Source organism: Methylophaga frappieri (assembly GCF_000260965.1).
In the GTDB taxonomy this organism is placed as follows: Bacteria; Pseudomonadota; Gammaproteobacteria; order Nitrosococcales; family Methylophagaceae; genus Methylophaga; species Methylophaga frappieri.
In genome coordinates, this window is sequence record NC_017856.1 from 2,007,358 (window position 1) to 2,026,980 (window position 19,623).

19 protein-coding genes are annotated in these 19,623 nt (G+C 49.3%); 11 read left to right on the top strand and 8 right to left on the bottom strand.

Annotated elements, in window-relative coordinates:
* Nucleotides 1-34: 34 nt before the first annotated feature.
* Nucleotides 35-1,348, bottom strand: a complete 1,314-nt coding sequence (locus tag Q7C_RS09590) for an NAD(P)/FAD-dependent oxidoreductase (protein WP_014704555.1) — start codon at nucleotides 1,346-1,348, stop codon at nucleotides 35-37.
* Between the two features lie 142 nt (nucleotides 1,349-1,490).
* Between Q7C_RS09590 and Q7C_RS09595 the strand changes: the two genes are divergently transcribed.
* From Q7C_RS09595 to Q7C_RS09620, 6 genes are all read left to right on the top strand, one after another.
* A complete protein-coding gene (locus Q7C_RS09595) occupies nucleotides 1,491-2,051 on the top strand; it encodes a flavoprotein (protein ID WP_014704556.1) in 561 nt (186 codons plus the stop codon).
* Nucleotides 2,044-3,600, top strand: a complete 1,557-nt coding sequence (locus tag Q7C_RS09600) for a DUF6513 domain-containing protein (protein ID WP_014704557.1) — start codon at nucleotides 2,044-2,046, stop codon at nucleotides 3,598-3,600. The genes Q7C_RS09595 and Q7C_RS09600 overlap by 8 nt, the downstream gene beginning before the upstream one ends.
* Nucleotides 3,588-4,166, top strand: a complete 579-nt coding sequence (locus Q7C_RS09605) for a DUF447 domain-containing protein (RefSeq protein ID WP_014704558.1) — start codon at nucleotides 3,588-3,590, stop codon at nucleotides 4,164-4,166. Before Q7C_RS09600 ends, Q7C_RS09605 begins: the two co-directional genes overlap by 13 nt.
* Nucleotides 4,156-4,842 carry a (5-formylfuran-3-yl)methyl phosphate synthase gene (locus Q7C_RS09610; RefSeq protein ID WP_014704559.1) on the top strand — a complete coding sequence of 229 codons (687 nt, stop codon included), beginning with the start codon at nucleotides 4,156-4,158 and terminating at the stop codon, nucleotides 4,840-4,842. The genes Q7C_RS09605 and Q7C_RS09610 overlap by 11 nt, the downstream gene beginning before the upstream one ends.
* Before the next feature lie 59 nt (nucleotides 4,843-4,901).
* Nucleotides 4,902-5,768, top strand: coding sequence for a DNA ligase (locus tag Q7C_RS09615; protein WP_041366694.1), 867 nt, complete (start codon nucleotides 4,902-4,904; stop codon nucleotides 5,766-5,768).
* 247 nt (nucleotides 5,769-6,015) lie between these two features.
* Nucleotides 6,016-6,759, top strand: a complete 744-nt coding sequence (locus Q7C_RS09620) for a hypothetical protein (RefSeq protein WP_014704561.1) — start codon at nucleotides 6,016-6,018, stop codon at nucleotides 6,757-6,759.
* 243 nt (nucleotides 6,760-7,002) lie between these two features.
* Here Q7C_RS09620 and metE read toward each other — a convergent pair whose 3' ends face one another.
* From metE to gpmI, 6 genes are all read right to left on the bottom strand, one after another.
* Nucleotides 7,003-9,282, bottom strand: a complete 2,280-nt coding sequence (gene metE, locus Q7C_RS09625; RefSeq protein ID WP_014704562.1) for a 5-methyltetrahydropteroyltriglutamate--homocysteine S-methyltransferase — start codon at nucleotides 9,280-9,282, stop codon at nucleotides 7,003-7,005.
* A 204-nt stretch (nucleotides 9,283-9,486) separates the two neighbouring features.
* Complete coding sequence (locus Q7C_RS09630) at nucleotides 9,487-10,284, bottom strand: response regulator transcription factor (RefSeq protein ID WP_014704563.1); 798 nt, start codon at nucleotides 10,282-10,284, stop codon at nucleotides 9,487-9,489.
* Between the two features lie 14 nt (nucleotides 10,285-10,298).
* Nucleotides 10,299-10,850 (bottom strand): DJ-1 family glyoxalase III, encoded by a 552-nt coding sequence (locus Q7C_RS09635; protein WP_014704564.1) that lies wholly within the window; start codon nucleotides 10,848-10,850, stop codon nucleotides 10,299-10,301.
* Between the two features lie 7 nt (nucleotides 10,851-10,857).
* Nucleotides 10,858-12,204, bottom strand: a complete 1,347-nt coding sequence (locus tag Q7C_RS09640) for a S41 family peptidase (RefSeq protein WP_014704565.1) — start codon at nucleotides 12,202-12,204, stop codon at nucleotides 10,858-10,860.
* 21 nt (nucleotides 12,205-12,225) lie between these two features.
* Entirely contained in the window at nucleotides 12,226-13,365 is a 1,140-nt protein-coding gene (locus Q7C_RS09645; RefSeq protein ID WP_238532304.1) for a murein hydrolase activator EnvC family protein, read from the bottom strand.
* Nucleotides 13,366-13,372: 7 nt separating this feature from the next.
* Nucleotides 13,373-14,908: a 2,3-bisphosphoglycerate-independent phosphoglycerate mutase gene (gpmI, locus tag Q7C_RS09650; RefSeq protein WP_014704567.1), complete on the bottom strand. Its 1,536-nt coding sequence runs from the start codon at nucleotides 14,906-14,908 to the stop codon at nucleotides 13,373-13,375.
* A gap of 313 nt (nucleotides 14,909-15,221) precedes the next feature.
* Between gpmI and Q7C_RS09655 the strand changes: the two genes are divergently transcribed.
* The 5 genes from Q7C_RS09655 to Q7C_RS09675 are packed head-to-tail and all read left to right on the top strand — an operon-like array spanning nucleotide 15,222 to nucleotide 18,399.
* Nucleotides 15,222-15,641: a rhodanese-like domain-containing protein gene (locus tag Q7C_RS09655; protein WP_014704568.1), complete on the top strand. Its 420-nt coding sequence runs from the start codon at nucleotides 15,222-15,224 to the stop codon at nucleotides 15,639-15,641.
* Between the two features lie 13 nt (nucleotides 15,642-15,654).
* Nucleotides 15,655-15,906, top strand: a complete 252-nt coding sequence (gene grxC, locus Q7C_RS09660) for a glutaredoxin 3 (protein ID WP_014704569.1) — start codon at nucleotides 15,655-15,657, stop codon at nucleotides 15,904-15,906.
* A 36-nt stretch (nucleotides 15,907-15,942) separates the two neighbouring features.
* The gene (gene secB / locus Q7C_RS09665; protein WP_014704570.1) at nucleotides 15,943-16,434 is read left to right on the top strand and encodes a protein-export chaperone SecB; all 492 of its coding nucleotides are present in this window, start codon (nucleotides 15,943-15,945) and stop codon (nucleotides 16,432-16,434) included.
* Between the two features lie 21 nt (nucleotides 16,435-16,455).
* Entirely contained in the window at nucleotides 16,456-17,484 is a 1,029-nt protein-coding gene (locus Q7C_RS09670) for an NAD(P)H-dependent glycerol-3-phosphate dehydrogenase (RefSeq protein ID WP_014704571.1), read from the top strand.
* Between the two features lie 39 nt (nucleotides 17,485-17,523).
* Nucleotides 17,524-18,399, top strand: coding sequence for a hypothetical protein (locus Q7C_RS09675; protein ID WP_014704572.1), 876 nt, complete (start codon nucleotides 17,524-17,526; stop codon nucleotides 18,397-18,399).
* A gap of 39 nt (nucleotides 18,400-18,438) precedes the next feature.
* On the opposite strand, the gene Q7C_RS09680 is transcribed toward Q7C_RS09675, so the two are convergent.
* Nucleotides 18,439-19,608, bottom strand: coding sequence for a class I SAM-dependent methyltransferase (locus tag Q7C_RS09680; RefSeq protein ID WP_014704573.1), 1,170 nt, complete (start codon nucleotides 19,606-19,608; stop codon nucleotides 18,439-18,441).
* Nucleotides 19,609-19,623 lie beyond the last annotated feature (15 nt).

Sequence of the window (19,623 nt, forward strand, 5' to 3'; positions counted from 1 at the left end):
TGGGCCTTTTTTGATGCATAACGCTTTGTGAAACTTAATGCAGTTTGATTTTAGGGTGAACGCTGCGCCGGAATAAATGTGATAGCGACAACATCACCACTCGGAAAGGCCCAAACAGTGCAGTCTGGTGCATTTTGTATAACGACAAATACATCATTCGCGCCATGAGTCCTTCAATCATCATACTGCCACGGCTGAGATTACCCATCAGGTTACCAACGGTGCCATAGCGGCCAAGTGAAACCAATGAACCATAATCGTGATAGTGATATTCCGGTATGGTTTTGCCTGATAATCGATTACGAATCGATTTATAAACCAGCGAGGCCATTTGGTGTGCTGCCTGTGCACGAGGTGGCACATTTTGATCCTGCCCTACCCATTTACAAGCTGCGCAGTCACCGATGGCATAAACGTCATCATCAAACGAGGTTTGCAAGGTTTGCCGAACGACCAATTGATTCATCCAGTTTGTTTCAAGCCCATCGATATCTTTTAAAAATTCCGGTGCTTTAATGCCCGCAGCCCAGACTTTAATCGCGGAGGGAATATCTTTTCCACTTTGAGTTTTGATTGCCGTATCGGTAACTTCAATGACGCGCTCACCCGTCAAGACACTGACCCCCAACGCTTTGAGCTCACTCAGTGCTGCTGAAGAAATATTTTCAGGCAGTCCTGGCAAAATACGGTCGGCGGCTTCAATTAACGAAATTTTGACGTCTTGGGGATTAACCTCATCCAGTCCGTAGGCTGTAAGCAAATGTGACACCTCATGCAACTGCGCGCACAGTTCTACACCTGTTGCGCCGGCCCCAACAATAGCGATATTCAATTGGCCAGCATCCAGTGGACGGCCTTGCGTGTGGGCGCGCAGGTAGGATTGCAGTAATTGTTTTTGGAAAGACTCCGCCTGCTTGGTGGTATCCAGGAACTGGCAATGATCCCGAACACCTTTGATACCAAAATCATGGCTGATACTGCCAACAGAAATGACCAGATAATCGTAATCAAATTCGCGCCGCGGGATGATTTCGACGCCATCTTCATTAAAGGTTGGTGCAAGAGAAATCTTTTTATTTTGGCGATCTAAGCCGTCCATTCGCCCTAAGCGAAAGCGAAAGCCGCTACAGTTAGCCTGGCTCAGATATTCGATTTCGTCTTCATGTGAATCAAGCGTTCCCGCCGCAACCTCATGCAGTAAAGGTTTCCAGATGTGCGTGTGCGAACTATCAACCAGCGTGACTTGAGCTTTCTTTTTTTTGCCGAGTTTCTTGCCAAGTTTGGTCGCTAACTCAAGACCACCTGCTCCACCTCCGACAACAACAATTTTGGGTACGGTATCTGACATTTTTTATGATCCCCATTAGTCCATTTGTTTTTTAGTTATTAAGTGCATCTTAACGTATTCATATGCTGCAACCCACGATATTTTTTACTCTATGGCAGCAGTCTGGCAAAATTCTTAATTTAAATGAAAGTGAGATGCCAGAATGCAAGCACGCCCTGAGCGGCCCCGGCTGGCCTGGGCCATTACCGGCTCCGGTCACTACCTTGAAGAATGTCTGGAGATAATCCGCGATCTGGAAGAGGTGGATATCTTCTACAGTCGCGCGGGGGAAGAGGTAATACGCATGTATGGCCATAACCCAAAATCCATCAACCCAAACAGCCGCTATTATCATGACCGTGCCGCCAGTGCGCCGCCAGTTGGTCTATTCTATCGCGGCGATTACCATACCTTAGTGGTCGCACCAGCGACATCAAATACTGTCGCGAAAATGGTACTGGGTTTATCTGACACCTTGGTGACCAATGTCTTTGCGCAAGCGGGCAAATGTCGAATCCCGGCGATTGTGCTGGCATGTGATACCGAGCAGCAGGTTGATACGCCGGCCCCTGACCGTGAAGTCCGATTATGGCCAAGAAAAATTGATTTACAACATACCGAAAATTTACGATCGTTTGAGGCGACTACCGTGGTCGAATCTGCATCGGCTTTAAAGCACGTTTTGGAACAACGTCTGGCCACCTGGCAAGACGATCATGCCTAAAAAAATCCTCTTTCTCACCGGCAAACTGGCTGAGCCCAGTGTGCATAAAGTGTTGCAAGATATGACGCCATTGCCATTTGAATATCGCGTTCATCAAATGGGGTTATCCGTTGCCGCGTTGATGACCGATAAAATGATTGGCCGGCGACTGAAACCTGAAGATTATGAAGGCTTTGATGAAATCATCGTGCCGGGACGTTGTCGCGGTGATTTGGACGCATTGAGTCAGGACTTAGGCATCAAAGTGACCCGCGGCCCAGAAGAAATTAAGGATCTGCCTATGCAGTTTGGTAAAGCACGCAAAAAGCCAGATTTAAGTCGCTACGAAGTGAAGATCTTCGCAGAGATCGTTGATGCACCGGAGCGCACCATCGAAACCCTGCTGGATCGTGCCCGTTACTATGCCAGCAACGGTGCGGATGTCATTGATATTGGTTGCTTGCCTCAAGAAAAATTTCCATTGATGGAAGAAGCGATTGCAGCACTGCATGCAGAAGGGTTTAAAGTAAGTGTGGACTCACTTTCGCTTGATGACTTGCAGCGTGCGGCAAAAGCCGGTGCCGATTATTTGCTAAGCCTGACCGAGAAAACGATCGACTTAGCTAAGGAAACCGATGCGATACCGATCTTGGTACCGGCAGAACCAGGTTCTTTGGCTTCGCTGGAACGAGCCATGGAAGCCATGGATAAAATTGGTAAACCCTGGATTGCGGATCCGATTCTCGACCCCATTCATTTTGGTTTTACTGAATCTATTGTTCGTTATCATGAATTACGCCGTAAATACCCCGATGCGCCCATGATGATGGGGGTCGGCAACCTGACAGAATTAACCGATGCGGATACTAGCGGCATCAATGCTATGTTGTTTGGCATGATCTCCGAGCTAAACGTCAACTGCGTACTCGCCACCGAGGTGAGTTCACATGCTCGCCGGGCGATTCGGGAAGCCGATGTGGCCCGCAGAATGATGTATGCCGCCAAGCAGGATAACAGTCTGCCCAGAGATTTCACTGGTGATCTGATGGTGTCACATGAACGACACCCTTTCACCGATACCGCTGAAGAAATCCACCAATTAGCGGAAACGATTCGTGATTCCAATTATCGTATTATGGTCGCTAGAGATGGCATTTTCATGTTCAATCGCGACGGGATCGTGCAAGATATCGACCCTTTTGAGTTCTATCCTCACCTGAAAGTAGACAATGATCCCGGGCACGCCTTTTATCTCGGCGTTGAATTAGCCCGAGCAGAAGTCGCCTGGCAATTGGGTAAACGCTATACCCAGGATGAGGATTTGCAGTGGGGCTGTGCCGTCGATCAGGCCGAAGAAGATCTGACCGAGCAAAAAGAAGCGGGTACGACGATGAAACAACCCAAAAAATCGCGCGCCACTCCCGCAGAAGAGGCTGAGGACACGCCCCGGGAAAAAATGAAAAAAGTGGTACGTGATGAGCAAGCCCCTAAAGTCAAAAAGCCGCGTACCGCCTGCGGCACCGCAGAACCCCCAAAAAAGAAAAAAGGAGCGTCCCTGTGGCACGGCTGACCGCAAAGATTCATGAGGTAATCGTCACCACCCAAAATGCAGATGGCTCAGCACATCATGCCCCGATGGGTATTAGTGAAGTAAATGGTCACTTTCAAATAAAGCCCTTTAAACCATCGACGACCTATGACAATTTACAACGTCAACGTACCTGTAGCATCAACTACACGGACGATGTCCGCGTGTTCGCTGGCGCCTTAACCGGCCATCGAGAGTGGCCAGCCTCACGCTGTGAAAAAGTCGATGGCCTGTATTTAACAGATGCTTTGAGTCACAGCGAGATCCGCATCAAAACAATTGACGATGATGACCCACGAGCCTGCTTTCATGGCGAAGTGATTTTTGAGCAGCAACATGGCTTTTTTCGCGGCTATAACCGTGCGCAAAGTGCCGTTATTGAAGCCGCGATTCTGGTCAGCCGGTTGTCGATGTTACCCGAACAAAAAATTCGTGATGAATTAGCCTATCTAACGATTGGCATGGAAAAAACCGCTGGTGAACGCGAGTGGCAAGCCTGGGGCTGGCTGATGGACAAAGTCAAACAAGCAGGTATCCATGTCGACTAATACCCAATGGCTGGCCAGCGTGCAATCATTAGCAGAGGCGCAATCCCTAAACGCTTGCCTGCCCGATATGCTGGATATGAAGCAGCCGGCTAAGGGCGCGCTTGGCGCCCTTCCGCTGGATGTGGTGAGCGACATTGTGCGTTGGAACGCCAACCGTTGTCTGACCAGCGCCACAATCGGTGATCTGCCAATGCAGGCGCCAATGATTGAATCCGCCATTCATCAGATGGCAAAAACCGGTGTGGATTTCGTTAAAGTCGGCTTATTTGGTGGCGACGAACAAGCGGACTGTTTGCAGGCATTAACGCCGTTTATCAGCCAACAAAATACCCCCGTTATTGCCGTCATGTTTGCGGATCGTCAGTATGACAATGATGTCATCACCCAGATTGTTAATACCGGTTTTCGGGGAGTGATGATAGATACCGCAGATAAAAACGGTCAGTCCTTGTTGGATTTGTGGTCAACCGAGGCACTGACAGAATTTGTCCAAAAAATTAAAAGCGCCGATCGGTTATGTGGCTTAGCCGGTGCGTTGCGCCTCGGTGATATTGCCACGCTACGTGCTCTGCAACCCGACTACCTTGGTTTTCGCAGCGCTTTATGCCCAGAACGCAATCGAAATGGGTCATTATCAGCCGCGCTCGCCAAATCGATCGCCGCTGCATTACAGTAACGACTCAACCACGATATTTTGGCAGGAAGCCAATTCAACACAATCGCAAGGAGGCGACCATGCAGACCAGACAACGGTCTATTTCGCTCGTTTACATGCTCACCCTGCTCTGTCTTTGCACGGTCGCAGTCCATGCTCAGGCAACGCCGCCCGTGCAGCTGGCCAGCGTCTATCAGCCAGAGACGGCAGCGCCAGTTTCTGCCTATCTGATTAGTGAAAAGTATGATGGTGTCAGAGCGATTTGGACGGGAACCCAACTCTTAACCCGAAACGGCAACGTCATTAACGCCCCAGACTGGTTTACCGATCCCCTGCCCGATGTTTGGCTGGATGGCGAGTTATGGACAACCCATCAAGACTTTGCCCGGTTAAGCGGCATTGTCAGAACCCAAATACCGGATGATGCCGAATGGCAGCAGGTGAGTTATCGGGTATTCGATATGCCGGACAGCACATTGCCGTTTGAACTACGCTATCAACACTACACACAACTCATCACGCAGCTGAATTCGGCACATATTAAACCCGTTCAACAAGTTCGGGTTCAGAGTCAGGCGGCCCTGCAAAGTTTGTTAAAAGACAAACTGGCAACGGGCGCAGAAGGGCTCATGTTGCACCTCGCCACGGCGAAGCATCGGGGTGGACGGACAAGAGCTGTGCTCAAATTAAAACCCTATGAAGATGCCGAAGCCGTGGTAATTGGCCACCTGCCCGGCAAAGGCAAATACATCAACCAACTCGGTGCCTTACGCGTCAAGAATGAGCAAGGCCAAATCTTTGCTATTGGCAGCGGCTTATCGGATCAAGATCGCGCCTCTCCCCCACCCATTGGCACCATCATCACCTATCGTTATCAAGGCTATACCAAAACGGGTTTACCACGCTTTGCCAGATTTATACGTATTCGCGAACCAGATCCTGATTAGCTTGTATGCTGACTATAACTAAAAAGTGAGTAATGACTTACCAATTTTATTTTTCATACAAACCGGTTTCATTGAGCGCTTAACTTGTTCAAAGATGAAAATGTGATAGATTTCACAAAGTGAGGCCTGTTTCGCATGATTAAACTGCGCCGATGAAAATGCCGTGTTTGGTGATTATTTAAGGATTACAGGGAATTTTATTCCCGTTAATAACAAGTTGGGCGGCAATTGAGGCATAGGAGTAGCTTTGGAAGTTAAGAACAATCCAGCGGGTCGCCTTCATGACCTTTTGCGTACTGCACAAAAACAACCCGCGAAAGAGAGGGCGCGGAATGCTTGGGGAAAAGTCTTTAAGGTAGAGCCAGGTGACACCGGTTTGCTGCTCGAAATGCTGGCGAACCTGATTGGTCTCGTGTCAGATACAAAAACGGCCATTGAACGCCTCGACGACGTGGATCACGCGCTGTACCTAAAACCATTCAAGAAACTCGAGGTTTTCCTGTCGCAGGTGAACTTGGATGCAGGATGGGAACATTGGCAGAAGCAACTTGATGAGCCGACCCTTTACGGGTTGCAGTTTGCTGCGGATCGACTTTCGCGCAACAGCGGTAGCACCTCAATTTCTGAGAAGGACATCGAGGAGCTACAGGTTGAACTCGAGGAATTTGTTTCAAGCGTGCTCAAATCCGATCTTCCGTCTGGGCTAAAAGCACTGTTCCTGAGAAATCTTGAAGCTGTGCGCCACGCACTTTTGGTTTTTAGAATTCGCGGCATTGATGGCTTGGAGCACGAGCTGGAAAGGGCTATTGGTTCGTTGCTGCTCAATCAGGAGCATATTCCCCCAGCTGGAGATAAATCCGCTCCAAGAAAATTTTGGGAGCGATTCTTTGTTGTTATAGAACGCATCAATAAAGCGGTCACGCTGAGCCGAGGCGCGAAGGAACTTGCCGGCCCCGCAATGCAGGCCATTGAACACATGATAGGCAAGTGAAGTTGCCGCCCAACAAATCGCTGCAGGGGACGTTTGACCCGCCGCCCATTTTTGCTTCCGCAAAAAGGGTCGTTGCCTCAAACGCCCCTGAGCTCAGGCGTTACGCAATGAAAGAATCAAAGGAGTCAGAGTCTGCCCCCTTTGATTCAACCGATAAAAAGTGTTGCCCCCACTCGCTTGATTAATTAATTAGGTAAAACAACCACTAAGCCTCCTTGCTTTGCGGCTTATCTTTCGAAAACCTTACGCTACGTGTTGTTGACGCAGTTGTTTTGCGGCTTCTACCATTGTTTGTAGTGCCGGTTTCACTTCGGCCCATTGCCGGGTTTTCAGACCACAGTCCGGGTTCACCCATAAACGCTCAGCCGGAATACGCTGCGCGGCTTTTTCCATCAGGCTTTTTATGTATTCCACCTTGGGAATATTTGGCGAGTGAATGTCATACACGCCGGGGCCAATTTCGTTCGGGTATGAGAAGGCATTGAATACATCCAGCAGTTCCATATCAGAGCGCGAGGTTTCAATGGTGATAACGTCGGCATCCATTGCGGCAATGGATTCAATGATGTCATTGAATTCCGAGTAGCACATGTGGGTGTGGATTTGGGTTTCATTTTCCACGCCATTGGCGGTAATGCGGAAACAACGCACGGCCCAGTTCAGGTAATCTTGCCATTCGGCGCGACGCAGTGGCAGACCTTCACGTAAAGCGGCTTCATCGATTTGAATAATATTGACGCCGGCTTTTTCCAGATCCTGCACTTCATCACGAATCGCCAGCGCCAGTTGTAAACAGGTTGCTGAGCGCGGTTGATCATCACGCACAAACGACCAGTTCAGCATGGTGACAGGGCCGGTTAGCATGCCTTTTACCGGTTTATCAGTCAGTGATTGGGCGTATTTAATCCAATCCACGGTCATCGCTTTCGGGCGGGCGATGTCACCAAAAATAATCGGCGGTTTCACACAGCGTGAGCCGTAGGATTGCACCCAGCCAAAGCGGCTAAAAATGTAGCCTTCCAGCTGTTCACCAAAATATTCCACCATGTCGTTGCGCTCGGCTTCGCCGTGCACCAATACATCCAGACCGACTTGTTCCTGCTCTGCAATCGCCCGTTGGATTTGCGCCTGCATTTTTCCCTGATACGCGGGAAAATCCAGCTCGCCTTTGCGAAACATTTGACGCGCCTGGCGGATCTCGGTGGTTTGTGGAAAGGAGCCAATCGTCGTCGTTGGATACATCGGCAGATTGAATTTGGCTTGTTGTAACTTGGTCCGCTCCGCATAAGGCTGCTGACGATTTGCTATGTCATCGGTGACAGACTGTAGGCGTTGTTGCACATCGTTGCGGTGAACGCGGCTGGAGGTTTGACGTGCCGCAATCGACTTGGCGTTGGCAGCCAGTTCTGCTGCAACGGCATCACGTCCTTCATTCAGTGCGGTTGCCACAATCGTCAGTTCTTCCAGCTTTTGTTCAGCAAATGACAGCCAGTCTTTCACTTCGGCATCCAGGTCGGTTTCGCTATTCAAATCGACCGGCACATGCAGTAACGAACACGACGGTGCCAGCCATAAACGATCGCCAAGACGATTATGTATTGGCGCCAACCCGGCAACCAGATCGTTCAAATCCGTTTTCCAGACATTGCGGCCATTAATCACACCCATTGATAAGACTTTGTTTTCAGGTAAGTGACTAATCACATCAACAACCTCTTCAGCGGCATTGAGGGTATCGATATGCAAACCGGCGGTGGGTAATTCACAGGCCAGTCGCAGGTTTGTTTTCAGGCTGCCGAAATAGGTGGTGAGTAGTAATTTAACGGGGGCTTTGTTTAAGGCGAGATAGGCTTGGTTCAATGCCTGTTGCCAGTCGTCTTCGAGTTCGGTGACTAGAATGGGTTCGTCGATTTGCACCCATTCGATGCCTTCTTCGGCAAGTTGTGCTAGCAGCGCTGAATAGACGGGTAAGAGTTTGGGCAGCAGATCGACCTTGTTGCTGTCGTCTTTACTTTTACCCAACCAAATATAGCTGACCGGGCCAAGTAATACCGGTTTGGCGTTGACGCCCTGTTGTTTGGCTTCTCGCACATAAGACAGATAGCGATTAGCATGTAACTCAAAGTCCGTATCAGCAGCAAATTCTGGCACGAGGTAGTGATAGTTGGTATCAAACCATTTGGTCATTTCTGCTGCCGCTACCGGCGTTTGTTCAACGGCTTTGCTGGTTTGGCCGCGTGCGGCTTGAAAATATTGATCCAGTTCAGGCAGGTCACTCTGCGTCCGTTTCGGTAAGTTACCGACCAACAGGCTGGTATCGAGCACATGATCATAAAACGAGAAATCGCCAACAGTTTGAAAATCGAGTTTTTTCTGTGACTGCCAGTTTTGTTGGCGAATCGTGGCGGCGATACTCTCCAGATCCGCAACCATACTTTCGCCGCGCCAATACGCCTCTTGAGCGAATTTCAGTTCACGTTTTTTACCAATACGGGGAAAGCCGAGGGTGTGTGTTGTGATCATTAGTATGCCTCCAAACCAATCTTGAAGGCATTGTAATGGTCACTGTCGATAAAAAATAATGATATTTATTCCATGATCTATGAAACTATCTCATGAATTGTCATGGAGAATATCTACCTGCCCAACGCAGGAAAACCATTTGATTATCTGAAACAGGATGGTTAATCGTTAATGCTGTAAAGGCTTATGGAAATACCGACTAAACTAATCCGTGCCGTCTAATAACCGACACAGTGTCTGGCGAATAATCTCTGGCTCAAAAGGCTTATCCATCAAAGCAGAGATGCCAGATTGCTGAACCTGACTCAGGCGCGTCTCATCTTGCTCACTGGTGACAATCAAAATCGGCAGAAAAGTATCACCCAGTTGCTTACGAACAAATTGCGTCAGCGCCTGACCATCCATTTCCGGCATGTTTAAATCGCTGACTACTAAATCAAAGGGTTGTTTCTGTAAGTGAGTAATCGCTTCTAGTCCATTTTCAACCTTGACGATATGGCCAATACCGAGACTATCGAGAATTCGGCCAATGTGATTTCGTGAGGTGGTGCTGTCGTCCACTAACAAGACGCGCAGGTTGGCCGGATCATAGTTTTCAAGCTGTAATTCTTGCGGATCAACGTGATCCACCGTGGTATGTAAAGCGCGGCGTAGATCTTCGGATTGAAATGGTTTTGGCAAAATCGCGACGACACCAGCCTGACGCAAGGGTTCGAGTGCTTCGGGATCGGTCTCGCTGGAGATCAGCATAAACAGACAAGCGGCGTTTTCGGCACGAATTTGCTGGAGTAATTCAACCGCAGTGCTGTCGGGTAAATACATGGCACTAATGACGAGATCCGGTGGATAACGACGGATTTGATCCAAGGCTGCTTCAGCATCACTGACGCCATCAATTTTTTTCACACCAGCCGCTTGCAGCTCACGCATGATGATTTTTAGCTGTGTTGTTGAGGGTTCGATCAGCAGGATCGAGAGTTGTGATTCATCAAGCTGCTGCATGGCGATTCCTGTGGTCAGGCGCTTAAACCGGCAGCAACCTGTTGTCTGCGGTTTGAGTCAGTTAATACTTCAACCAATGTTAAAGCAAATGCGATAGCCGTTCCGGGGCCTCTGGAGGTAATCCGTTTTCGATCAATGACAACGGCATCTGAACTGATTTGGACCAATGGGAAGGCGTCTGCTGTCAGCGTACCGGGAAACGCGGTTGCCTGGTAGTTATCCAGCAAACCATGTGTTGCTAATACACTGGGCGCAGCACAAATGGCGGCCAGCCAGCGATCTTGCCTGCCATAATCGAGGAGTGATTGTTTAAGTCGGGTGTCGGCTAAAAGATGACGCGTGCCGGGCTGACCACCGGGTAAAACAATCATATCGAAGTCATTCACCGGTGTGTCAGCGAGAGATTGGTCAGCAACCAGTCGTACACCACGGCTGGCAGTGATATGAAGATTATCATCCAGACTAGCCGTGACCACCGATATGTCTGCACGACGCAGAATATCGATAATGGTCACGGCTTCCAGTTCTTCGCAGCCTTGTGCAAGTGGCACTAAAGCAGATTTCATGTCGGTATTAACGACGCTGTTGCAGGATCGTCATCCCTTTCAGCAAATTCAGCGCTTGAGAAAGTTGATAATCACGTACCGCTAGCGGTTGTTTCTCAATGTTTTCCGCATCGTCGTCGATGGTTTCCTCATTTAATGCATCAGGCGCGATTTGCTCTTCTTCCGACTTCTGGCCATTTTCCAAATGGTGGCTCAGGTCGGCCTCACGTAAGGGGACGAAAGGACTTTCTTCCGCTGCGGAGACTTGAATGCCTTCAATTTTGATGTCTGGCTCAATACCATCCGCCTGAATCGAACGGCCATCGGGTGTGTAGTAACGCGCTGTGGTCATTTTGACCGCCGTATCGTTGGTTAATGGCATCACAGTTTGCACCGAGCCTTTACCAAAGGTTTTATTGCCCATGACCACGCCACGTTTATGATCCTGCAAGGCGCCAGCAACGATTTCTGATGCAGAAGCAGAGCCACCATTGACTAAGACAATAACGGGTGCGCCATTAAGCATGTCGCCTGGTTTGGCATGGAATTTCTGATCTGAATCACCGATACGGCCTTCGGTGTAAACAATCAGCCCTTTATCGATAAAGGCGTCTGAGACATCAACGGCAGCATCAAGCACCCCGCCTGGATTATTTCGCAAGTCCAGAACCAGTCCCGCCAACTCGTCATCGTTTTCGGATTTTAGGGCGCTGATGGCTTCACGGACACTTTGCCCGGTCGGTGACTGGAAGGTTGAAATACGCAGATAACCAAAGCCTGGTTCAAGCGTTTCATAGCGAACACTTTTCACTTTGATAATGGCGCGTTCGATTTCAATAATGAGCGGTTTATCTTCGCCTTCACGCATGATGGTCAAGACAATATTGCTACCCGGCTCGCCACGCATAATATCCACCGCATCATTCAAGGTCATACCTTTGACGGGCGTGTCATCGAGACGAATAATCAGGTCACCGGCTTGAACGCCAGCTTTGGCTGCCGGGGTGTCATCAATTGGTGCGACAACTTTGACAAAACCATCTTCCATCGACACTTCGATACCGAGGCCGCCAAACTCACCAGTGGTGCCTTCTCGCAGCTCTTTGAAGCCCTCTAAATCCAGATAACTGGAATGTGGGTCGAGGCCGGATAACATGCCGCGAATCGCATTTTCGATTAATACTTTGTCCTCTACCGGCTCGACATAGCTACTTTTAATTCGGCCAAAAATTTCAGAAAACGCGCGCAAATCTTCAATCGGTAGATCGGGTTGTGTCGGTGGACGTTCAGCAAACACCATCTGGCCAAATAACAAACTTACCCCGAACACCGCACCTGCCGTTAGCAGCGTCAGATCACGTTTCATCAATTTCATATTTATTCCTTAAAAAATCGCTTAGCGCTGTTTTTGCAGCCATTTTAAAGGGTCAGTTGGCTGACCTTTTTGTCGAACTTCAAAATAAACGCCGGTCATTTGCCGTTCACGTTGTTGTCCACTCAATGCAATGGGCTCACCTGCGTTCACCGTTTCGCCGGTAGATTTAAGTAAGCTGTCATTATGACCATACAAAGTCATAAATTGCTGGCCGTGGTCGACAATAATCAGCAGACCATAACCTTGCATCCAATCTGCAAAGACAATGCGCCCGGCAGCACTGGCCTGAACCTGAGAACCGCTCTCTGCCGAAATCATAATGCCCTTCCACCGGAGTTTACCAATATTTCTGGACGCACCATAGCGCGCCAGTAATTTGCCATCTGCCGGCCAAAGTAGACTGCCACTCTGACCAGAAAAAGACGGAATTGGTTTCTCGGGCGCTTTTTTCGGGGCCGGTGGTGGCTGTTTACGCAGTTTTTCCAATAAGCTTTGTAAGGCTTTTTCTTGTTGCTGTAGCGCGTTTAACCGTGAAGATTTATCACTGATTTGGTTATCCAGTTTTGCGAGCGTTTGCTGGCGCTGTTCGCGCTGCGCTTCTAACAGCGCCTGTTGTTGTGCTTGATTTTCTTGCAGAGCGAACAGGTCTTTTTGTGCCGCAAATACGGTTTTTTGTTCCTGACTTAACGACGCTAATTGATGCTCGATTTGGCTGAGCTGTGTCTGTCTGGCTTGATGAAAATACCGATAATACTGGTGATGCCGACTAATCAGCGCCGGATCATGTTGATTAAGCAGGATTTTCAGATAGCTGGGCTGCGCATGACGATAGGCAGCACGTAATTGCTGATAAAGTGCATCGAGTTGCGCTTGCTGGGCTTCGGTTTGTTTGCCCATCTTTTGCTCAAGACCAGCGATATGCTGATTTTGCTTTGCGATAGCATCTTGGGTTTGGTGGATATCTCGATCAAGTTGATCGATTTTTTTGTTTTGTTCCGCCAGTTGCGTTGCCAGACTGGCCCGCGATTGCTTATCCGCCTGCAGATCGGCATTCAGCGAATCCATTTCGCTGCGAACCGATTCCAGTTCCTTTTTGGGGCTTTCGGCCTGCACCGTCGACGCGATAAGCAAGCTGATAAGGCTGAGCAGTATGCATCGCATCGGGTGCTTATTCGGTCGGTTCAACTAAGATATGTTTGCTCATTTCCGCTGGAATGGGCAGATCAATCAAGCTCAGCATGGTTGGCGCAATGTCAGAGAGATTGCCGGTTTCACTGCATTTGGCTGGGCGGCCGGCAAAAACAAATGGTACTAAATTACTGGTATGAGCCGTGTGTGCTTGATCTTTACCAATATCATGCATTTTTTCGGCGTTACCGTGATCGGCGGTGATCATCATTTCGCCGCCAACGGCTTGCAAGGCATCCCAAACCTTGCCAAGGCAGGTATCCACGGCTTCAATAGCCGCCACCGCCGCATCGAAGTTACCGGTATGACCGACCATATCGGCATTCGCAAAATTACAAATAATGACGTCAAAGGTGTTGCTGTGAATTGCATCAACCAGTTTTTCGGCAACTTCCGGCGCGCTCATCTCGGGTTGCTGATCATAGGTCTCGACTTTTGGCGATGGCACAAGAATCCGGGTCTCACCTTCGTACGGTTGATCGCGACCACCATTAAAAAAGAAAGTCACATGCGCGTATTTTTCTGTTTCGGCAATACGTAATTGCTGTTTGCCATGATTGGCCAGGTAATCACCGAGTAAATTAGCAAAGCTTTCCGGCGGAAAGGCGATAGGTGCAGCAAAGTCTTTTTTGTACTGCGTCAGGGTCACATATTCAGCCAACGCAATTTGTCGCGGTTTAGCGAAGGCGGAAAACGTTTCATCAATAAAGCATTCAGTCAGTTCTCTTGCCCGATCAGAACGGAAATTCATGAATAAAACACTGTCGCCATCTTCGACTTTGACCGGTTCACCAATCACCGTAGCTTTTACAAACTCATCATTTTCATCGCGCGCATAGGCATTATCCAAACCGGCCTCGGGCGTCTCAGCATGAAAACTGCCCTCGCCTTCGGTAATCAAGTTGTAGGCTTGCTCAACTCGGTTCCAGCGTTGATCGCGATCCATGGCATAGAATCGGCCAATCATCGTGGCGATTCGACCGGCACCACACTCGGTAAAGGTGCCAGCCATTGCGGCTAGCGCAGCATGGGCACTGCGTGGTGGCGTATCACGACCATCCAGAAAAGCATGCACGTAAATTTGTCTCGCACCCCGCTGTGCAGCGAGTTTGACCATCGCTTGAATATGCTCAACGTGGCTATGCACGCCACCATCAGATAGCAAACCCATGATATGAACAGCTTTATCCGCTTGGACGGCTTTATCCACCGCAGCAGAAAGGATGGGGTTGGTGAAAAAATCGCCATCGAGAATCGCTTTGCCGATACGGGTGAAATCCTGATAGATAATGCGGCCGGCACCGATATTCATGTGACCGACTTCGGAATTACCCATCTGCTCGCCAGGTAAGCCAACGCCAGTACCGGAAGCATGGATCAGGGTGCGGGGACAGGTTTGCCATAATTTGTCCCAAACCGGTGTCTTTGCCGCCAGAATCGCATTGTGTGCGGGATCTTCACTATGCCCCCAGCCATCCAAAATGATCAATGCCAGGGGACGAGGTGTCTGAGTCATGATTTTATCCTTGCTATATCAGATGGCTAGGGCGATGCGCCCAAGCTGGCAGGTTAAAGCCTGCATTTTCAAGTCGATGCCGTGTATTATATGGCGTTTTGCAATGATTTACAGTCAGGGCATGGAGAAATCAGTCGTATTCAGACTTTCTCAGGTCGAGGTGAAAGCTTAGGTAAACGTGGTCAATGCTAAGAGGTTAACCTGGTTGAGCTCAGCACGCCGGTGAAACCAGCGGTTGTTTTCATGGCCTTGTAGAATCGCCATTTTGCCCTGATGTGATGAGTGCTACATTCCAAATGATGGACGCAGGATAATGGAAAATTTAGGCGAATTTATCGTTAATCACTGGATTTTATCCAGTCTTTTTGTCGTGTTGTTGTTTTTGATTTTTTCCGACACGCTGACACGCCAGTTAAGCGGGGCGAAGTCGCTGAGCGTCAACGAAGCGGTCACCCTTGTTAATCAGCAAAAAGGGTGCTTTGTTGATATTCGAAGTAAAGAGGCGTTTGAAAAATCGCATATCGCGGATGCGGTTAACCTGCCACCTGATGCATTGGCTGAAGCCGAAAAGAAACTGAAGAAACCACAACAACCGTTAGTGGTGGTCTGTGATAGCGGCCAGCGTGCCAGACAGGCAGCCCGGCAGCTTAAAAAGCAAGGTTATACTGATGTTTCGGTAATGACCGGTGGTTTGTATGCTTGGCGTGAAGCCAAGTTGCCCTTGTTTGACTAGAGGTAAATTCAATATGTCACAAGTCACTATCTACTCAACCGCACAGTGCCCTTATTGCGTGATGGCCAAGCAGCTATTAGATCGTAAAGGGATTGCTTACAACGAAATTCGCATTGACGAATCACCGGAAAAGCGTCAGGAAATGATGCAAAAAAGTCAGCAACGCACGGTGCCACAAATTTTCATAAACGATCAGGCAATCGGTGGTTACACCGACTTAGTTGCACTGGATCGAGCAAATGAGCTCGATAAAATGCTGGCCTGATTTTACTAAAAAAACTTATCGAGAAAGGACAGACGCATGGCGGAAGACAACGCAGCAGCACAAGAACAACAAGCACGATTTATTATTCAAAAAATCTATACCAAAGATATTTCCTTCGAAACACCGAATTCACCGGCAATTTTCCGTGAAGAGTGGAAGCCTACGCTAGATCTGCAATTGGGCACCGAACACGAAAAAATTGATGAAGAAAACCATGAAATCGTTCTGGTGGTGACGGTCACGGCGCGCGTCAATGACAAAGTTGCTTTTATTGCCGAAGTTAAACAAGCCGGTATTTTTACGCTGGCTGGTTACTCGGATGATGAAATGGGGCCACTGATCGGCAGCTATTGCCCGAATACTGTTTTCCCCTTTGCCCGTGAAGTCGTTGCGGATATGGTCACTAAAGGCGGTTTCCCACAGTTGGTTCTGGCACCGGTGAACTTTGATGCGGTTTATAAACGTAAGCTCGACTCAATGGCACAAATGCGTGAACAGTCCGCAGGCAATCCGGAACAAACCCACTAAGCACGAAAGAGCGAAAACCCAATGTCTGCACAACGGCTTTTACCGACGTTGGTAATAGGTGGTGGCGCCTGGGGAACGGCGCTGGCCATTGCCTTGGCGCGTAACGAACACCAGACTTGGCTGTGGACACGTGATGCCGAAATGGCCGAGGTGATGCAAAAACAGCGTTGTAATACACGCTATTTACCTGGTGTGACGTTGCCATCTGCGCTGGAGATCAAAACAGATTTGCAAGCGGCGGTTCAGCAGGCCGCACATATTTTGATTGCCGTGCCAAGTAAAGCTTTTGCCGGTGTGCTGGATAGTCTGCAACCCTGGCTTTCGGATAACGAAAAGCCGGTAAGCTGGGCAACCAAAGGCTTGTTGCCGGAGTCGGGTGCGTTTTTGCAGCAGGCTGTTCAATCAAAGCTGGGAAGTACGCGGCCTTTGGCCATTATTTCTGGACCGTCATTTGCGGCGGAGGTGGCAGCAGGATTGCCGACAGCGCTGACCGTGGCGTCATCGAATGTGGCATTTGCCAGTGATTTGGCAACTTTGCTGCATGGGCCTCAATTACGCGCCTACTATTCACCGGATGTGATTGGGGTGCAGATTGGCGGTGCGGTCAAAAATGTTCTGGCTATTGCTGCTGGTATCAGTGACGGCTTGCAATATGGCGCGAATGCGCGTGCTGCGTTATTGACCCGCGGTATGGCAGAAACGCTTCGTTTGGCGACCGCGTTAGGTGCCGATGTACAAACCATGTTTGGGCTGGCTGGTATGGGCGATTTGATCCTGACGTGTACCGATGATCAGAGTCGTAATCGTCAGCTTGGTTTACACATTGGCCAAGGCGCATCAGTCGCAGAAGCCGTGCATAAGGTGGGCCGTACGGTGGAAGGTATGGATGCGGCACGAGAGGTGCAAATGTTGGCCCAGCAGTTAAATATTGAGATGCCAATCGTTGATCAGGTATGCAAAGTGTTGTTTGCAGGGTACGATCCGCGGCAATCAGTGCAAGCGCTGTTGCGTCGGGAGTTAAAGGCGGAAGATAGCCAGAATACGGTCTGATTTAGCGATAACCTACTGAATATAAAAGAGGAAATGTTTATGCGTGGTTTTGTAAAATACAGCGGCGTCATTGCGCTGGGTATGACAATGCTGGTCGGGCTTTCTGCTTGCGGTGGCTCATCTAACCAGGCTGACGATCTGGAAGTGGTTGTTACCGATGAAGGCAAAATCCTTTGGGAAACCGGCCTGCAATACGTCAAAGTGGTGGAGCGAGATGCACCGGGCGAAGCCAATCAACATCCTTATGCCATTTCGCAGGAAGAAATGCGTGATGTGTTGAATTCGATGTATGTCACGCAACGTGTTTTGTTGAAAGAAACGCAAATTCCGCTGTTTTCTCCGGGAGAAGTCCAAACCTTGTCTTCGACTATCGCACGGGGGTTGGGGATGGCGACTACCGGTGAAGATGTCACCTTCGTTACTTTGGGGGTCCATCAGGGGGCGTTGGCGCGCGAACGAAACACCAACTCAGGTCGGGTTTTTATTGATTCGCGTGGTCGGTTGAACATCATTTTTGGCCTGTTGCAGGCGGAATATCGTGATAAAGATCAATTTACCGGTCAGGAAATTGATCGTCGGGTGAATCCACTGCGTCCAGGTAGTCGCCGCGTTGACGCTAATCCTGCTACCCGTCTTGCCTTAGATAATGGCCAGGCTTATTACACTGATCCAGAAACAGGGGAAGAGCGTAACGACTGGGTGGTTATTGATATCCCGACCGTGCTGGCGACCATGCAGCAACGTCGTGGTGACTCTCAAACAGGTACGGTGACGCCGGCGCTGAAAGAGCAAATTGATCGCAACACCCGTGATAATCAAATTCTGCGCGAAGATATGACGAACATTAAAGAAATTTTGTTTGAGATGTCAGCAGAAATCGAAGCATTACGTGAAGATTTGAAAGCCGGCGAATAACGTTTTCGCGTAGATAAAAAAGGCGCTTCGGCGCCTTTTTTATTGCTCGTAAGATGAGGCTAAGCGCTGCCGTTGATCGCCTTGTTGGAGGCGCGGTAAGGCAATCTCGCGGGTCAGTGTCAGCACTTTGAAACGCTCCCCCATCATGTTTGGCAATAATAGTTGCTTGAGCGCGGCTACCTGAGCCAAGGTCGGTTGCTCGGATTGAATCAGAGTCAAAATCTCGCCGGATATTAAAAAATCGCGTTGCGTTTGAAATGCGGAGACGGTCAAGCCGGCCACATATGCCGCCTCGGCTAGCTCAGAAAAATTAAGGTGTGCTGTGATGTCCTGTAAGCCAGGCCAGAAAAAGACATCGTCATGAACCTGATGACGATAATGACAGTGAATGCCCCCTTCAGCGCGACTGACATGAAAGTAATCCTGGAATGGGTAGCCATAATCAGCAATAAAAATGGCGCCATGCGCTAATCGCTCAGCTAGGGTATTTACCCAGGCCAGCGCCGTTTGATTGACTTCGGTGATAAAACCAAAATTGGGGATTTCATTGCTTACCGCTTGCAGGCTCGCCAATATTGCCGCGTCTTGCACTGGCTGAGTTTGCCACGCTAGCTCACCTTGACCAATCAGGCCGATACCGCGTTCGACGATCTGCCCTGCCCCGATTTGAAAGCTGCGCACAGGCATGGCATCACAAACTTCATTCGCGATAATTGCACCAGTGAAATTATCAGGCAATTGCGCCAGCCAATGAACGCGATCGATAAGCGCCGGTATCTGCTGGTGGATCAGCTGTCGTTGTCGCTGTTGCAGCGTTGCACTGGTTTCCAGAATAAAATACCGTTTTGGCAGGTGTTGGCGTTGTTGCAGTTGTTTTAAGAGATCAACAGCAAACTGACCACTTCCGGCGCCAAACTCCAGACAGTCGCCGGTTGTTTGAATGAGCACTTCAGCAATATGGTTAGCGAAAGTGGCTGCATATAACGGACTGATTTCCGCCGCGGTGACAAAGTCCCCCGCCGCGCCGAGTTTAGGCAGGGTGTTTTGGTAATAGCCAAGTCCGGGATAATACAAACAATGCTGCATGAACAGATCAAAACGTAACCAGCCATTGTGCTGATGAATCGCCGACTGGATGTGCTGTTGTAGTGTCATGCTGAGCTGTTGCGCAGCAATGTCTGGTAAGGGTAATTTGTGCGTTTGAGTCATTAATGAGGTGTATCG

Excerpts from the sequence above, each read along its gene's own strand:
- Q7C_RS09615 (WP_041366694.1), top strand. The coding sequence starts at position 4,902 with ATGCAGACCAGACAACGGTCTATTTCGCTCGTTTACATGCTCACCCTG.
- Q7C_RS09675 (WP_014704572.1), top strand. The coding sequence starts at position 17,524 with ATGCGTGGTTTTGTAAAATACAGCGGCGTCATTGCGCTGGGTATGACA.
- Q7C_RS09670 (WP_014704571.1), top strand. The coding sequence starts at position 16,456 with ATGTCTGCACAACGGCTTTTACCGACGTTGGTAATAGGTGGTGGCGCC.
- Q7C_RS09635 (WP_014704564.1), bottom strand. The coding sequence starts at position 10,850 with ATGAAATCTGCTTTAGTGCCACTTGCACAAGGCTGCGAAGAACTGGAA.
- grxC (WP_014704569.1), top strand. The coding sequence starts at position 15,655 with ATGTCACAAGTCACTATCTACTCAACCGCACAGTGCCCTTATTGCGTG.
- Q7C_RS09655 (WP_014704568.1), top strand. The coding sequence starts at position 15,222 with ATGGAAAATTTAGGCGAATTTATCGTTAATCACTGGATTTTATCCAGT.
- Q7C_RS09595 (WP_014704556.1), top strand. The coding sequence starts at position 1,491 with ATGCAAGCACGCCCTGAGCGGCCCCGGCTGGCCTGGGCCATTACCGGC.
- Q7C_RS09680 (WP_014704573.1), bottom strand. The coding sequence starts at position 19,608 with ATGACTCAAACGCACAAATTACCCTTACCAGACATTGCTGCGCAACAG.
- metE (WP_014704562.1), bottom strand. The coding sequence starts at position 9,282 with ATGATCACAACACACACCCTCGGCTTTCCCCGTATTGGTAAAAAACGT.
- Q7C_RS09645 (WP_238532304.1), bottom strand. The coding sequence starts at position 13,365 with ATGCGATGCATACTGCTCAGCCTTATCAGCTTGCTTATCGCGTCGACG.
- Q7C_RS09590 (WP_014704555.1), bottom strand. The coding sequence starts at position 1,348 with ATGTCAGATACCGTACCCAAAATTGTTGTTGTCGGAGGTGGAGCAGGT.
- Q7C_RS09640 (WP_014704565.1), bottom strand. The coding sequence starts at position 12,204 with ATGAAATTGATGAAACGTGATCTGACGCTGCTAACGGCAGGTGCGGTG.
- secB (WP_014704570.1), top strand. The coding sequence starts at position 15,943 with ATGGCGGAAGACAACGCAGCAGCACAAGAACAACAAGCACGATTTATT.
- Q7C_RS09630 (WP_014704563.1), bottom strand. The coding sequence starts at position 10,284 with ATGCAGCAGCTTGATGAATCACAACTCTCGATCCTGCTGATCGAACCC.
- Q7C_RS09600 (WP_014704557.1), top strand. The coding sequence starts at position 2,044 with ATGCCTAAAAAAATCCTCTTTCTCACCGGCAAACTGGCTGAGCCCAGT.
- Q7C_RS09610 (WP_014704559.1), top strand. The coding sequence starts at position 4,156 with ATGTCGACTAATACCCAATGGCTGGCCAGCGTGCAATCATTAGCAGAG.
- gpmI (WP_014704567.1), bottom strand. The coding sequence starts at position 14,908 with ATGACTCAGACACCTCGTCCCCTGGCATTGATCATTTTGGATGGCTGG.